This is a genomic window from Mycobacterium sp. E3298 (assembly GCF_001666895.1).
Classification (GTDB): domain Bacteria; phylum Actinomycetota; class Actinomycetes; order Mycobacteriales; family Mycobacteriaceae; genus Mycobacterium.
The window spans coordinates 1-14,694 of the sequence record NZ_LZJB01000030.1; the positions used below are offsets into that span (position 1 = coordinate 1).

14 protein-coding genes are annotated in these 14,694 nt (G+C 69.0%); 6 read left to right on the forward strand and 8 right to left on the reverse strand.

What is annotated here, in order from left to right:
- Nucleotides 1–1,205: acyl-CoA dehydrogenase family protein (locus A9X05_RS01380; protein WP_197498864.1), on the forward strand; the 1,205-nt coding region annotated here is incomplete at its 5' end.
- A 94-nt stretch (nucleotides 1,206–1,299) separates the two neighbouring features.
- On the opposite strand, the gene A9X05_RS01385 is transcribed toward A9X05_RS01380, so the two are convergent.
- Both A9X05_RS01385 and A9X05_RS01390 read right to left on the reverse strand, forming a co-directional pair.
- Nucleotides 1,300–1,833 (reverse strand): hypothetical protein, encoded by a 534-nt coding sequence (locus tag A9X05_RS01385; RefSeq protein ID WP_067778651.1) that lies wholly within the window; start codon nucleotides 1,831–1,833, stop codon nucleotides 1,300–1,302.
- A 50-nt stretch (nucleotides 1,834–1,883) separates the two neighbouring features.
- Nucleotides 1,884–2,966: a ferredoxin--NADP reductase gene (locus tag A9X05_RS01390; RefSeq protein WP_067778654.1), complete on the reverse strand. Its 1,083-nt coding sequence runs from the start codon at nucleotides 2,964–2,966 to the stop codon at nucleotides 1,884–1,886.
- A 158-nt stretch (nucleotides 2,967–3,124) separates the two neighbouring features.
- Between A9X05_RS01390 and hsaA the strand changes: the two genes are divergently transcribed.
- The 4 genes from hsaA (at nucleotide 3,125) to hsaB (ending at nucleotide 6,732) form a co-directional block, all read left to right on the forward strand.
- Nucleotides 3,125–4,309 carry a 3-hydroxy-9,10-secoandrosta-1,3,5(10)-triene-9,17-dione monooxygenase oxygenase subunit gene (gene hsaA, locus A9X05_RS01395; RefSeq protein WP_067761008.1) on the forward strand — a complete coding sequence of 395 codons (1,185 nt, stop codon included), beginning with the start codon at nucleotides 3,125–3,127 and terminating at the stop codon, nucleotides 4,307–4,309.
- A gap of 79 nt (nucleotides 4,310–4,388) precedes the next feature.
- Complete coding sequence (hsaD, locus tag A9X05_RS01400; RefSeq protein ID WP_067778657.1) at nucleotides 4,389–5,264, forward strand: 4,5:9,10-diseco-3-hydroxy-5,9,17-trioxoandrosta-1(10),2-diene-4-oate hydrolase; 876 nt, start codon at nucleotides 4,389–4,391, stop codon at nucleotides 5,262–5,264.
- A complete protein-coding gene (gene hsaC / locus A9X05_RS01405) occupies nucleotides 5,264–6,166 on the forward strand; it encodes an iron-dependent extradiol dioxygenase HsaC (RefSeq protein WP_067761017.1) in 903 nt (300 codons plus the stop codon). The genes hsaD and hsaC overlap by 1 nt, the downstream gene beginning before the upstream one ends.
- 2 nt (nucleotides 6,167–6,168) lie before the next feature.
- Nucleotides 6,169–6,732, forward strand: coding sequence for a 3-hydroxy-9,10-secoandrosta-1,3,5(10)-triene-9,17-dione monooxygenase reductase subunit (gene hsaB, locus A9X05_RS01410; protein ID WP_067761019.1), 564 nt, complete (start codon nucleotides 6,169–6,171; stop codon nucleotides 6,730–6,732).
- On the opposite strand, the gene A9X05_RS01415 is transcribed toward hsaB, so the two are convergent.
- From A9X05_RS01415 to A9X05_RS01425, 3 genes are all read right to left on the reverse strand, one after another.
- Entirely contained in the window at nucleotides 6,729–7,187 is a 459-nt protein-coding gene (locus A9X05_RS01415) for a hypothetical protein (RefSeq protein WP_231968758.1), read from the reverse strand. The two genes, hsaB and A9X05_RS01415, sit on opposite strands and share 4 nt — an antisense overlap.
- A 221-nt stretch (nucleotides 7,188–7,408) precedes the next feature.
- Nucleotides 7,409–10,561, reverse strand: a complete 3,153-nt coding sequence (locus tag A9X05_RS01420; protein ID WP_067778660.1) for a serine/threonine-protein kinase — start codon at nucleotides 10,559–10,561, stop codon at nucleotides 7,409–7,411.
- 114 nt (nucleotides 10,562–10,675) lie between these two features.
- Complete coding sequence (locus A9X05_RS01425; protein WP_067778663.1) at nucleotides 10,676–11,278, reverse strand: disulfide bond formation protein DsbA; 603 nt, start codon at nucleotides 11,276–11,278, stop codon at nucleotides 10,676–10,678.
- A gap of 95 nt (nucleotides 11,279–11,373) precedes the next feature.
- Here A9X05_RS01425 and A9X05_RS01430 point away from each other — a divergent pair, with 95 nt between their 5' ends.
- Nucleotides 11,374–12,207, forward strand: a complete 834-nt coding sequence (locus A9X05_RS01430; protein WP_067778666.1) for an arylamine N-acetyltransferase — start codon at nucleotides 11,374–11,376, stop codon at nucleotides 12,205–12,207.
- Here the strand turns inward: A9X05_RS01430 and A9X05_RS01435 are convergent.
- The 3 genes from A9X05_RS01435 to A9X05_RS01445 all read right to left on the reverse strand — a co-directional run.
- Nucleotides 12,204–13,361, reverse strand: a complete 1,158-nt coding sequence (locus tag A9X05_RS01435; protein WP_067761031.1) for a pyridoxal phosphate-dependent aminotransferase — start codon at nucleotides 13,359–13,361, stop codon at nucleotides 12,204–12,206. The two genes, A9X05_RS01430 and A9X05_RS01435, sit on opposite strands and share 4 nt — an antisense overlap.
- On the reverse strand, nucleotides 13,358–14,314 hold the full coding sequence (locus tag A9X05_RS01440; RefSeq protein WP_156736186.1) for an acyl-CoA dehydrogenase family protein: 957 nt from the start codon (nucleotides 14,312–14,314) through the stop codon (nucleotides 13,358–13,360). The genes A9X05_RS01435 and A9X05_RS01440 overlap by 4 nt, the downstream gene beginning before the upstream one ends.
- Before the next feature lie 43 nt (nucleotides 14,315–14,357).
- Nucleotides 14,358–14,694, reverse strand: a 337-nt coding sequence (locus tag A9X05_RS01445; RefSeq protein WP_255369102.1) for an acyl-CoA dehydrogenase family protein, incomplete at its 5' end; no start/stop codon positions are given.

Consider the following 14,694-nt stretch of genomic DNA (forward strand, 5'->3'; position numbering starts at 1 on the left):
CCTGGGAGCACGACGCGCACCTGTACCTGCGGCGGGCGCACGCGATCGGCCGGTTCCTCGGCGGCGCCGAGCGCTGGTTGCGCCGGGTCACCGAACTGACCCAGGGCGGTGTGCGGCGCCGCCTCGGAATCGACCTCACCGATGTCGAGGGCCAGCGCGCGGAGATCGCCGCAACCGTCGCCGAAATCGCCGCGCTGCCAGACGAGAAGCGGCAGGCGGCGCTCGCCGAGGCCGGGCTGCAGGCCCCGCACTGGCCGGCGCCGCACGGGCGTGGCGCGTCACCGGCCGAACAATTGCTCATCGATCAGGAGCTGGCGGCCGCCGGCGTCGTGCGCCCGGACTTGGTGATCGGCTGGTGGGCCGCGCCAACCATCCTCGAGCACGGCACACCGGAACAGATCGAGCGCTTCGTGCCGGGCACCCTGCGCGGCGAATTCCTTTGGTGCCAACTGTTTTCCGAGCCGGGAGCCGGCTCCGACCTGGCGTCGCTGCGCACCAAGGCGGTTCGTGCACCAGATTCCCAAGGCGGCTGGCTGCTCACCGGGCAGAAGGTGTGGACGTCGGCGGCCCACAAGGCCCGGTGGGGCGTGTGCCTGGCGCGCACCGACCCCGACGCCCCGAAGCACAAGGGCATCACCTACTTCCTGGTGGACATGCGCTCGCCGGGCATCGAGATCCGCCCGCTGCGTGAGATCACCGGTGACTCGCTGTTCAACGAGGTCTTCCTGGACAACGTGTTCGTGCCCGACGAGCTGGTGGTCGGCGCGGTGAACGACGGCTGGCGGCTGGCCCGGACCACGCTGGCCAACGAGCGGGTCGCGATGGCCACCGGCACCGCGCTGGGCAATCCGATGGAGGAGCTGCTCAAGGTGCTCGGCGAGCTCGACCTCGACGCCGCTCAGCAGGACCGGCTCGGGCGGTTGATCGTCATCGCCCAGACCGGCGCGCTGCTCGACCAGCGGATCGCCCAGCTCGCCGTCGGCGGGCAGGACCCCGGGGCGCAGTCCAGCGTCCGCAAGCTCATCGGCGTGCGCTATCGACAGGCACTGGCCGAGTACATGATGGACGTCTCCGAGGGCGGCGGGCTGGTCCGCAACCACGCGGTGTACGACTTTCTCAACACCCGCTGCCTCACCATCGCCGGCGGCACCGAGCAGATCCTGCTCACCGTGGCCGCCGAGCGGCTCCTCGGCCTGCCCCGCTGACGGCTTTCGCCGAACCTTCGCCGAGATTGCCACCACGGTCGTGGATTGCCCGAAATCACGACCCTGGGCGCAATCTCGGCGACGGGGCAGCTAGCTAGGAGAACGTGGTCTGCGCGCAGGTGCTGGGCGAGGTGGTGTTGATCCCGGGATAGACCACCTGGATGTGGGTGCAGACGATGACGTTGTTGTCGGTTTTGGGCTGACCGGTCTGCCAATCGGTGGAGTCGATGCGCCCGGTCGTCTGGTACTTCTCCGGCGGACCCTCGCCGAAGTAGACCGTGGTGATCTCGTCGGACCCCATCGACTTCATCACCCGCTCGTGCTCACCGTTGGCGTGCGCGTCCAGGTAGGCCAGGCGGTTCGACGACCGGATCTCGGTGGTCTGCCGGGCCCAGAGGCCGTTCGGGAAGCCTGTCACCCCGTCGGGCGTCAGCATGTCCGCCCCGGCGGTGAAGTCGCAGTGGCCGTCGGCCTTGAAGCAGTTCAGGATGGTGCGCGTTTCGAGCTGGTTGGGCCCGTCGAGCGGGAACAGCGTGGTCGCGGTGTTGCTGGCCGCGCCGGCCGCCGGGGCGGGCAGCAACGCCAACGCCGACCCGATGACCGCACACCCGGTGATCAGTCGCTTCATGCTGCTCCCCTTTCCGTTCGCCAACCCTGAAGGTGAACCTAACCCCGCGACTATTCGTCGTAGGTGACTTCTACCGAATCAGATTCCGGGTGAGATTGACAGGCCAGGATCAGGCCGTCGTCGAGGTCCTGCTGCTCGAGCACGTCGTTGACCTCCATGCTGACCTTGCCGCCGCGCAAGGTGCACGCGCACGCGCCGCAGTGGCCCTCGCGGCAGGAGAACGGCGCGTCCAGGCCCTTGGCCAGCAGGACGTCGAGCAGCTTGGCGTTGCGCGGCCACGACACGGTGTGGGTTTCGCCGTCGAGCTGCACCACCGCGGTGGCCGGCGGTGTGTCGCCCGGGGCGGTGTCGTCGATCTTCACCGCCGCGAACGGGTCGGAGTCCAGCGACTTGAACACCTCGATATGCACTTGCGCCGCAGGCACTTTCAGCGATTCCAGCGCTTCGCGGGCCGCGTTCATGAAGGGCCCGGGCCCGCAGATGTACACCGGCCGGCCGGTGTAGGGGGACGCGAGCCTGGCCAGCGCGGCCACGCTCGGCATCCCCTGCAGTGATTCCAGCCAGTGCACCACGGTGAGCCGGTCGGGGTACTTGGCGCACAGGTCGCGCAACGCGTCGGCGAAGATCACCGACTTGTCGTCGCGGTTGGCGTAGAGCAGCGTCACCTGGCCGCTGCCCTCGGCGAGGGCCGACTTGGCGATCGACATGATCGGGGTGATCCCGCTGCCCGCCGCCATCAACAGGAAGTCGTCGTCGAGCGTCTTGGGCACGAAGTTGCCCGACGGGGCCAGCACGTGGATCCGCATGCCCGCCCGCGCGTGCTCGCACAGCCAGTTGGACGCGTAGCCGTCCGCGGTCCGCTTGACCGTGACGGTCAGCGCGTCGTCGGTGAACGGGGAGCTGCACAGCGAGTAGCAGCGGGCCACCGAACCGGTGCGCTCGCTGGGGACGCGCAGCGTCAGGAATTGCCCGGGCGCGTAGCGCAGCCGCTCGGGCGGGATGTCGGGGTCGCCCGGCTCGGCGGGTACCGCGAACACCAGCGACCGCGCGTCGTCCGTCTCGGCGACGACCTCGGCGATCTGCAGTTCAAGGACATGGTCGCCGAGCGGCTCGTCGAGGTTGGCCTCGGCCAAGACCCTATCCTCCCTCTCGTTACAACTAGAACATGTTACAGAAAAGCCGATTCGTATCGCTACCAGCCGCAGGAATACCCTGCTCGACACAAATCGGAACGTGTTCTAGTCTCTGGTGTAAGCCCGCTGAGTAAGTCTGGCCCAGGAGGCAAACTTAAGTGACGTCCATTCAACAACGTGACGCGCAGTCGGTTTTGGCCGGCATCGACGATCTGCTGCCGCGGATTCGGGAGCGCGCTCAGGCGACGGAGGATTTGCGGCGGCTGCCCGACGAGACCGTCCAGGAACTGCAGGACATCGGCTTCTTCACGCTGCTGCAGCCCGAGCAGTGGGGCGGCTTGCAGTGCGATCCGGGCCTGTTCTACGAGGCCGTGCGGCGGCTCGCCAGCGCGTGCGGGTCCACCGGCTGGGTGAGTTCGATCATCGGCGTGCACAACTGGCACCTGGCGCTGTTCGACCAGCAGGCCCAGGAGGAAGTCTGGGGCGACGACGCGAACGTGCGGGTCTCGTCGTCGTATGCGCCGATGGGCGCCGGCGTGGTGACCGATGGCGGCTACCTGGTCAACGGTTCGTGGAACTGGTCGTCGGGATGCGACCACGCCACGTGGGCCTTCCTCGGCGGTCCGGTGATCAAAGACGGCCGCCCGGTCGACTTCGGCAGCTTCCTGATCCCGCGCAGTGAGTACCGCATCGACGACGTCTGGCATGTCGTCGGCCTGCGCGGCACGGGCAGCAACACGGTGGTGGTCAAGGACGTCTTCGTGCCCCGGCACCGGTTCCTGTCCTACAAGGCGATGAACGACGGCACCGCCGGCGGGTACCAGACCAACACCGCCCCGGTGTACAAGATGCCTTGGGGCACAATGCATCCCACCACCATCTCTGCGCCGATCGTCGGCATGGCCTACGGCGCGTACGACGCGCACGTGGAGCACCAGGGCAAGCGGGTGCGCGCGGCGTTCGCCGGGGAGAAGGCCAAGGACGACCCGTTCGCCAAGGTGCGCATCGCCGAGGCGGCCAGTGACATCGACGCGGCGTGGCGCCAGTTGAGCGGCAACGTCGCCGACGAATACGCGTTGCTGTCCGCGGGCAAGGAGATCCCGTTCGAGCTGCGCGCCCGCGCGCGCCGTGACCAGGTGCGCGCGACCGGGCGGGCGATCGCTTCGATCGACCGGCTGTTCGAGGCTTCGGGCGCGACCGCGCTGGGCAACGATCAACCGGTGCAACGGTTCTGGCGTGACGCGCACGCCGGCCGGGTGCACGCGGCCAACGACCCCGAGCGGGCTTACCAGATCTTCGGGAACAACGAGTTCGGGTTGCCGCCGGGCGACACGATGGTCTAGGCCGTGCGCCGGCGACGATGCAGAGCGTAAGAGCGACGCGGGGACCCCACCCGCTTGCGGGGGAGAGGAGCGGCGCTGAATGACGGCCACGACCGAACAGCTGACGTTCGACTCGACTTCGCGATTCGCCGAAGTCGACGTCGACGGGCCGCTGAAGCTGCACTATCACGAGGCCGGGGTCGGCAACGATCAGACGGTGGTGCTGTTGCATGGCGGGGGTCCAGGCGCGGCGAGCTGGACCAACTTCTCGCGCAACATTCCGGTGCTGGCGCAGCGATTTCACGTGCTGGCCGTCGACCAGCCCGGCTACGGGCTCTCCGACAAGCGCGCCGAACACGGGCAGTTCAACCACTACGCCGCGCGGGCCCTCAAGGGGCTCTTCGACCAGCTCGGGCTGGGACGCGTTCCGCTGGTTGGCAATTCGCTCGGCGGGGGCACCGCGGTTCGGTTCGCCCTCGACTACCCGGACCGGGCGGGCCGGCTGGTGTTGATGGGGCCCGGTGGGCTGAGCATCAACCTGTTCGCCCCCGACCCGACCGAGGGCGTCAAGCGACTGGGCAAGTTCTCCGCCGAACCCACCCGGGAGAACCTCGAGGCGTTCCTGCGGGTCATGGTCTACGACCAGAAGCTGATCACGCCCGAACTGATCGACGAGCGGTTCGCGCTGGCCAGCACGCCGGAATCGCTGATGGCGACCCGCGCGATGGGAATGTCCTTCGCGGGGGCCGATTTCGAGCTCGGGATGATGTGGCGCGAGGTGCACCGGCTGCGCCAGCCCGTGCTGTTGATCTGGGGTCGCGAGGACCGGGTCAACCCGCTGGACGGCGCGCTGGTCGCGCTGAAGACCATTCCGCGTGCGCAGCTCCACGTTTTCGGGCAGTGTGGGCACTGGGCGCAGGTGGAGAAGTTCGACGAGTTCAACAAGTTGACCGTCGATTTCCTGGGAGGTGCGTGATGAGCATCCGTTCGCTGGGCTACCTGCGCATCGAGGCCACCGACATGGCGGCCTGGCGTGAATACGGCCTGAAGGTGCTCGGCATGGTCGAGGGCAAAGGCAACACCGAGGGCGCGCTTTACCTGCGCATGGACGACTTCCCGGCCCGGCTGGTGATCGTGCCCGGCGAGCGCGACCACCTGATGGAGGCCGGCTGGGAGTGCGCCAATGCCGAAGGACTGCAAGAGATTCGGAACCGACTTGACGTCGAGGGCGTGCCCTACAAGGAGGCCACCGCCGCCGAGTTGGCGGATCGCCGGGTCGCCGAGATGATCCGGTTCGCCGACCCGTCCGGCAACTGCCTGGAGGTGTTTCACGGCGTCGCGCTGGAGCACCGGCGCGTGGTCAGCCCGTACGGGCACAAGTTCGTCACCGGTGAGCAGGGCCTGGGACACGTGGTGTTGTCCACCCGCGACGACGACGAGGCGTTGCACTTCTACCGGGACGTGCTCGGCTTCAAGCTGCGCGACTCGATGCGAATGCCGCCCCAGGTGGTGGGCCGGCCCGCCGACGGCGCGCCCGCGTGGCTGCGGTTCTTCGGCTGCAACCCGCGGCACCACAGCCTGGCCTTCCTGCCGCTGCCGACGCCCAGTGGCATCGTGCACCTGATGATGGAGGTCGAGAACGCCGACGACGTGGGTCTGTGCCTGGACCGGGCGCTGCGCCGCAAGGTGCCCATGTCGGCCACCCTGGGCCGCCACGTCAACGACCTGATGCTGTCGTTCTACATGAAGACGCCCGGCGGGTTCGACGTCGAATTCGGCTGCGAGGGAAGGCAAGTGGAGGACGACGACTGGGTCGCCCGGGAAAGCACCGCCGTGAGTTTGTGGGGCCACGACTTCACGGTCGGCGCCCGCGGGTAATCATGTCGGCGCCGATCGATCCGCGGGCCTTCCGGCAGGTGCTGGGCCAGTTCTGCACCGGCATCACGATCATCACCACGGTGCACGACGAGGTCCCGGTCGGCTTTGCCTGCCAGTCGTTCGCCGCCCTGTCGCTGGATCCGCCGCTGGTGCTGTTCTGCCCGACCAAGGTGTCGCGGTCCTGGCAGGCCATCGAGGCCAGCGGCCGGTTCTGCGTCAACGTGCTGACCGAGAAGCAGAAGAACGTTTCCGCGCGTTTCGGCTCGAAGGAGCCGGACAAGTTCGCCGGAATCGACTGGCACGCCTCGGAACTCGGCTCGCCGATCATCGACGGGTCGCTGGCCTACATCGACTGCAAGGTGGCGTCCGTGCACGACGGTGGCGACCATTTCGTGGTCTTCGGCGCGGTGCAGTCGTTGTCGGAGGCGCCCAAGATCAAGCCGCGCCCGCTGCTGTTCTATCGCGGGGAGTACACCGGCATCGAACCGGACAAGACGACGCCGGCGCAGTGGCGTGACGACCTGGAGGCGTTTCTCACCGCCACCACTCAGGACACCTGGCTCTAAGCCGTTCCGCGGTACGTTTCGTGCCGGACGCCCTCGACGTCCGCCGTCGGGTCGTGCGCCTCCGAGGACCGCGCGATGTCGGGATCGTCATGCTTATCCGCGGGCTTCGCATCGGTTTCCGGGTGCAGTTCGTCGGCGCGCTTCAACTGCTCCTGCAGTTGCTCTCGCGACGCCGCGACCTCGCTTTGATGGTTGGCCGCCCGTTCCTGCAGCCGGGCGGCCTCCGCCGCCTTGGCCTCCGCCTCGGCCTGGGCCGCGCGGGCCTTGGCGGCCGTCTCCTGGGCCAGGGCCTCGCGGCGTTCGACCTTCGCGGTCTCCAGCTTGGCCTGTTCGCGGATCTCCTCCGCCTGCCGTTGCCGGCGTTGGCGTCGCACCCTGGTGAGCGCGACGACGACGGCCAGAATTACAAAGACCGCCGCGGCGGCGACCACGAGCCAGATAGCGGTGCTGTTCATCATGGGCTCCCATCAGATCGGTTTTCGCCTGGCGCTGGGCCTGGCTCGTAGTGGGATCCCCCTATCTGGCGTAGGTAAAACAACCGGCTGGATCGGCCAGGCTTCGGCCGGGTGACCTTGGCCTCTACCCGGCGGCACCGGGGCGCCGCGAGGATGAGTCGCGCAGGGCCGGCGCCGTACAACCAGTCGACGGCGCGTCGCCGCTCGCTCATCGGCGACCGCTACATGAAGTCCAGCGCCTCGACCGTCGCGATCGGGCCCTCGTGGGTCGGGCGGTTCGCGCCGCCGATGCAGTAGACGGTGTTGCCGACCGTCGCCACCACCTCGGCGTGACGCGCGGTGGGCATCGGGGCCAGGGTGCTCCACTTGGCGTCGGCGATGTCGTACATCTCGACGACGTTCAGGACCATCGTCGGTTCCTCGCCGCCCACCACCACGATGCGGCCGTCGATGTAGGTCGCGCCGTAACTCCCGCGCGGGGTCGGCATGCCCACCAACTTGGTCCAGGCGCCCGATTGGGGATCGAACCGCTCATTCGCCGCGGAGTTCTTGTCGGCGGAGAGGAACCGCCCGCCGATGGCGTACACGTAGGTGCCGTCCGACACCGCGGCCAGGTGTTCGCGGGGGGTCGGCATGTCGGCGGCGTCCTTCCACGAGTTGCCGTCGAAGACCTCGGTCTGCGGGACGAGCTGTTTGGCGTTCTGCCCGCCCACTACGACCAGTTGGTCGCCCACCACGGCGGCGGCCGGGGCCGCGCGTGGGTGCGTGAGATGTGGCAGCTCAACCCAATTGCCGCCGCGCAGCGCGAACACCTTGTCGGACGCGTCGGCGAGTTGATCGCTCGCTCCGCCGAGCACCACCACCTCGTCGCGGTATGTCGCCGCCGCCGCGTGATGCAGCGGGATCGGCAGCGGCGGCCCGGTCTGCCAAACGCCGGTGTGCGGGTCATAGCTCTCGACGGTCTGCAACGCCGTGCCGTTCCGCAAGCCACCCAGAATCCAGATCTTGTCGCCCTGCACGGCCCACGCCATCATCAGCCGGGGCGTCGGCGCGTCCGGCAGCGAGCGCCACTGCGACGCCGGCTGGATCCGGCGGGCCGGCAGCTTCAGCGCTTCCGCCGACGAGGTGAGCTGGCCGTCGCCGACGGCGGTCGACCCGCCGATCGCGTACACGGACTTCTCCACCGCGTCGACGGCCATACCGTGCCGCGCCGTCGTCATATCGGGCAATCCGGACCAGGTCTTCGTCATCAGGTCGAACGCGGCGACGGTCTTGAGCACTTGGCCCGAGGAGACGCCCCCAACCGCGACCAGGCGCCCGTCCACGATCGCCACCCCGAGGTCGCTGCGCGGCTGGCTCAGCGGGGGCAGCGGCGCCCAGCTCTTGGCGGCAGGGTCGTAGGCCTCGACCGCCGGCAGGTCGGCGGTGCCGTTGGTGCCGCCCACCGCATAAACCAGCTTCCCGTCCGAAGCCGCCGCCAGCAGCTGCCGCGGGGTCGGGATCGGTGCACCGAGGCTCCAGGCGTTGCCGTCGAACACCTCGGTGGTGTTCAGCAGCGCGCCGGACGCGTCGACACCGCCGGTGACGACCAGGCGGTCACCGACCACCGCCGCCGCCGCGGCCGCGCGGGGCTGCAGCAGGTGCGGAAGCTCCACCCAGCGGCTGTTGATGACCCGCCAAACCTGGTCGGACGCAACCTTTTTGCCGCCTTCGGATTTCCAGCCGCCGAGCACGACCGGGTTTCCCTGCCAGGTGACGGCCATCGCGTGCGACACCGCGACAGGTAGGTCGTCGCCGCCCTTCCAGCTGTCGATGACGGGGTCGTAGCCCTCCTGCAGTCCGGTGGGGGCGCCGTCGCTGCGGATTCCGCCGAAGATCCAGATCGTGCCGTCGGCCTGCGTGGTGGCCGCGGCGTCCCGCGAAATTCGGGCGTTGGTGATCGGTTTCCACTGCATGGGCGGCTGCGCGGTCGGCTGGCCGGAACCGCCTCGGGAACCGGCTTTCTTGTCGGGTGAGAGTGCGAAATAGAGGCCGCCGACGACCAACAGCAGGACCGCAGCGAGCGCGCCGGCCGTCAGCGCGATGCGATTCCGCTTCTTGCCCGGTTCCGTGAACCACGCGGCCGCCCGTGCCCCCGGGCCCCGTGGCGGCCCCTGGGCGCCGCCGGCCCGGGTCGGCGGCGCGGCGGCTTGGGGTGGCCGCGCCGTGGGCTGCGTTGACGACGCTTGTGCGGCGCGCAGCAAGCTGGCAGCCTCGGGCAATTCGGCCGGGCTCGCCTGCGGAAAAGGCGCGGTCTCCCGCGCGTGTTCGCGATCGATCGGGGCGCTGATCGCCGAGGTCGGGTCGTCGTGCCCGGCCGGCAACCGCGGTGGCGGGGGCATGCTCGACGTGTCGAGGGCCGATGGGTGCGCCACCTCGCTGTGCGGCCCGGGCGGCGCCGCATGCCCAACGTCCGTCGCCACGGCCGAGGCGCGTCCGGTGATGGCCATCGCGTCGGGTTTCAGGCCGTTGCGGCGCTGGGCGGCCTGCAGTTCGCGGCCGAACTCCTCGGCCGAGGCGGGCCGCAAGGCCGGGTCGATCGACATCGCCTTCTCGATCGCCGAGCACACCGCGTCCGGGATGCCGTCGGGCCGCATATCCGGGATTCCGGTGGTGCTGATCCGCAGATATTGCGCGATCAGGTCCTCGCCCTTCTTGCGCTCGTGCGCGGCGTTGCCCGCGATGAGCGCATAGAGCGTCGCGCCAAGCGAATACATGTCGGAGGCCACCGTGGCCGGATTGCCGGTCATCACCTCCGGCGCAGTGAAGTCGATGGTGCCGGAGAAGAATCCGGTCGCGGTCTCGTAACCGCCTTCGATGTGGGCGATTCCGAAATCACTCAATTGGGGCTCGCCGTAATCATTTACGAGAATGTTGGCGGGCTTTATGTCGCGGTGCAGAGTTCCGGTCCGATGCGCGGTTTCCAGTGCGCCGCAGAGCTTCACACCGATGTGCAAGGCTTCGGGCCACGGGACCGGCCCCTCCCGGCGCAGCCGGACGGCCAGCGAATCGGCCGAGTGGTAGGGCATCACGATGTACGGCTTACCGCTGCCGGTGACGCCGACCCGCAGGATGTTGACGATGTTCGGATGCCCGGAGAGCCCGCCCATCGCGTAGCCCTCGCGAAGGAAGCGCTCGCGGCTGTCGTCGTCGATGTGTGACGGCAGCACCTTGACGGCGACATTTCGTCCGAGGGCGGTCTCATAGCAGCAGTAGATGACCCCGGCCCCGCCACGAGCTACCTGTCGCGCATCCTCGAACCCCGCCGCCGCCAGCTCCGCGGCGATGCCGCTCGGTACCGGGGCGACACTCTCGGGCCGTGGCTCATCAGGCATTTGCTGGCGCTCAACCCTCCGCGAAGTATGTGATTGGCGAGGTCAAGATTAGCGCTCAGAACCTCACGGATGTGCTTTTCGGGCAACCTTCGTCGGCTTGTGGGGCGGCGGCGCTCACGCCTCGATGGTCGGGGGGCCTTCATACGGCCGTTGCAGCGCGGCGAATTCGGGAACTGCGGCCATGGTGAGCACGGCCTCAAGCAGCCGAACACCGCCCGGTCCCTTCAATGTTCGGGTGAGCACCGGTCCGGAGAACGCGTGGCCGTCGACCGCGATGATCGGGCTGCCGGCCTCGTCGCCCAGGGTGTCTTGGCTGACCCGGTGCGCCCGCTTGACCGCCTCGTCCAAGCCGCTGTCGTCCTGCGCGTCGGCAAGGCTTTCCGCCAGGCCGTTCTCGGCGAGGGCTTCGCGGACCGCGGGTGCGGTCAGCTCCTCGCCGTCGACGTGGATGCGACGGCCAATCGAGTCGTAGAGGCCAGCGAACGCTTCCGGCCCCCGCTCGCCGACGGCGGCGGCGAACAGCCGTCCCGCCCGCGTCGACCGCTCCATCATGTGTTGCTGTTGGTCGTCGCCGTCCCGACCCTCGTTGAGGACCGCCAGGCTCATCTGCCGCAGGGTAACGGGCGTTCCCGTCGCCTGCCCGGCGTCGATCAGCCAGCGGGCGGTCACCCAGGAGAACGGACAGACGGGGTCGAGATAGAGGTCGACATCGGCCACGGCTCCTCCTTCGATCCAAGGTTTGGGGCTACCGAGCGGCATACCCGCTACCGGCCGTCGCACGCCTGCCGATGACCTGCCAGCAGAATGGCCGTATGACGCTGAACCTGGACGAGTACTTCGAGCGGATCGGTTATCGCGGCGCCACGGCACCCAATCTCGAGGTCCTGCAGGCTTTGGTGAGCGCCCACACCAAAGCGATCCCGTTCGAGAACCTCGATCCGGTGATGGGGGTTCCGGTCGACGACCTGGGTCCGGGCGCCCTCTCCCGCAAGCTCGTTCAGCGGGGCCGCGGCGGCTTTTGCTACGAGCACAACGGATTGATGGGCTACGTGCTCACCGAACTCGGCTTTCGGGTGCGGCGCCTGGCCGGTCGGGTGGTATGGATGCGGCCGCCCGATGCGCCGTCGTCGCCGCCGCAGACACACACCGTGTTGGCGGTGACGTTCCCCGGCTCCCACGGTTCATACCTGGTCGACGTCGGCTTCGGCGGGCAGACACCCCCCTCGCCGCTGCGGATCGAGACGGGCACCGTGCAGCAGACGACGCACGAGCCCTACCGGCTGGAGGACCGCGGCGACGGGCTGGTGCTGCAGGCCCAGATTCGGGGCGAGTGGCAGCCGCTCTACGAGTTCAGCACCCGGACCGCGCCCGACATCGACCTGGCGGTGGGCAGCTGGTACGTCTCGACGCACCCGTCGTCGCATTTCGTCACCGGCCTGACGGCCGCGCGCGTAACCGACGACGCCCGGCTGAACCTGGCCGGCCGGAACCTCGCCATTCACCGCGCCGATGCCAGCGAGAAGATCCGCCTCGACGACGCCGCGGCGGTGGTCGACACCCTCAGGGACCGGTTCGGCCTCAACGTGTCCGACGTGGGCGAGCGCGGCGCGCTCGAGGCGCGCCTCGACAAGATCCTGGACGCTTAGATCCAGGACCCGATTCGCCGTAGGGCCTCTTCGATGTCGCCCGTGGGCCCGGCGAACGACAGCCGGACGAACGAATCGCCGTGGGTGGTGTCGAAATCGATCCCCGGGGCGATGGCAACGCCGGTGTCGCTCAACAGTTTCGAGCAGAACGCGGTCGAGTCTTTGGTGAGTTCGGAGACGTCGGCGTAGACGTAGAACGCCCCGTCGGTGGGTGCGAGCCGGTCGATGCCGATGCGGCGCAGCCCGTCCAGCAGCAGGGCACGGTTGGTCGCGTAGTGGTGCAGGTTGCCGTCGGCCTCGGCCGTCGACTCCGGCGTGAACGCCGCAACGGCGGCGAGCTGCGACAGCACCGGCGGGCAGATGGTGAAGTTTCCGGTCAGCCGATCCACGGCGCGCAGCAGCGCCTGTGGCACCAGCATCCAGCCCAGCCGCCAGCCCGTCATCGCGTAGTACTTGGAAAAGCTGTTGACCACCACGGCGTCTCGGGATGTCTGCCAGGCGCAGCTGGTCTGCGGCGCCCCCTCGTAGACCAGGCCGTGGTAGACCTCGTCGCTGATCAACCGCACGCCCGACGCCTCGCACCACGCTGCGATCGCGGCCAGCTCGGCCGGCGCGATCACCGTCCCGGTGGGATTGGCCGGGCTGGCCACGATCACGCCGTGGGGCGGCGGGTCGAGTTCTTCGAGCATCTGCACGGTGGGCTGGAAGCGGGTCTGTGGTCCACACGGGATCTCGACCACCTCGCACCCCAAGGCGGACAGGATGTTTCGATAACACGGGTAACCGGGACTGGCCAACGCGACCCGGTCGCCCGCGTCGAAGCACGCCAGGAACGCGAGCAAAAATCCGCCGGACGAGCCGGTGGTCAACACCACGTCGTCGGGCTCGACCCGAAGCCCGTGCTGGCGTTGATAATCCGCGGCGATCGCCGCGCGCAGCTCCGGAATGCCCAGCGTCACCGTGTAACCCAGCTCGTTGCCGTGCAGGGCGGCGGCCGCCGCGGCGCGTACCGGCTCGGGCGCTCCGACGCTGGGCTGACCGGCCGACAGGTTCACCAGGTCGCCGTGGCTGCGCTGGCGCTCGGCGGCGGCCAGCCACACGTCCATCACATAGAACGGCGGGATGGCGGCGCGCCGCGCGACGTGGTCGTTCACGACGGTTCGAGCACCTCCGCTTCCAGTCGCGCGAGAACCTCCTGCGTTGTGCTGAGCAGGTGGGCGCTGCCATGGGCGCGCTTGAAATACAGGTGCATGTCGTGTTCCCAGGTGATCGCGATTCCGCCGTGCAGTTGGATGCCTTCGGCGGCCGCGTTGCACAACGCCTCGGTGGCGGCCAGGCGCGCGGTGGCCGCATTGGTCGGGGTGGGTTCGTCGCAGGCCTCCGCCACGACGGCCTTCGCCGCGGCGATCGTGACGTACAGATCGGCCATCCGGTGCTTGAGCGCCTGGAAGCTGCCGATGGGCCGGCCGAATTGCACTCTGTTCTTGGCGTATTCGACGGTCAGCTGCAGGCAGCGTTCGGCGGCGCCGATCTGCTCGGCGGCCAGCAGGATGGCCGCGGTGTCGGCGAGGCCGGGGTCGGTGCCGATGGGTTCGGTGTCCTCGGGCGTGACCCGGGCGAGCCGCCGGGTCGGGTCCATGGTGACGGCCGGTTCCGCGGAGAACCGGGCCCACCTGGTCAGCTGGCCGTCGGTGGCGGCGACGACGACGTCGGCGGTGTCGCCGTTGACGACGTAGTCGGCGTCGAAAACCAGCGCGCCGATCGAGGTGCCCTCGGCGAGGCCGCCCAACGTCTCCGCATCCGGCTCCGGCGCGCTCAGCAGCGCCAGCTCCGCCAGCGTGGTGCCCAGCAGCGGCGAGGGCACCAGCGCCCGGCCGAGCTCCTGCAAAACCGTTGCGGCGTCCGCTAATTCGCCGCCCGCGCCGCCCAGCTCCTCGGGGATGACCAGCGCGGCGGCTCCCACCTGCTCACACAGCAGCTGCCACAGCGACTCGTCGTAGCCGCGCTCGGAGTCCATCGCGGCGCGCACCGCCGCCGGGTTGGCGTGCTTGGCCACCAGGGCCGCGACGGTCTCCCGCAGCATCTCCCGTTCTTCACTCATGAGCACCGCTCCTGTTCGTCGCTCCACGGCGTCGTCGCGACGTGGCTGGTCACAGCGCCTCCAGCACTCGCCGCCGATGCGCCTCGGGAGTACCCCAGGCCGAACGCAATGCTTGCACGCGTAGTAGCCAAAGCGACAAATCATTTTCCTGGGTGAAGCCGATCGCGCCATGGGTCTGCAGCGCCGACCGCGCCGCCAGCAGGCCCGCCTCGGCCGCCGCCGCCTTGGCCGCGCTGACATCGCGGGGCTCCATCGACAGGGCAGCGCCGTACAACAGCGGCCGGGCGAGCTCGATCGCGATGTGCACGTCGGCGAGCTTGTGCTTGATCGCCTGATAGGAACCGATCACCCGGCCGAACTGGGCGCGCTGCTTGGCGTAGTCGACG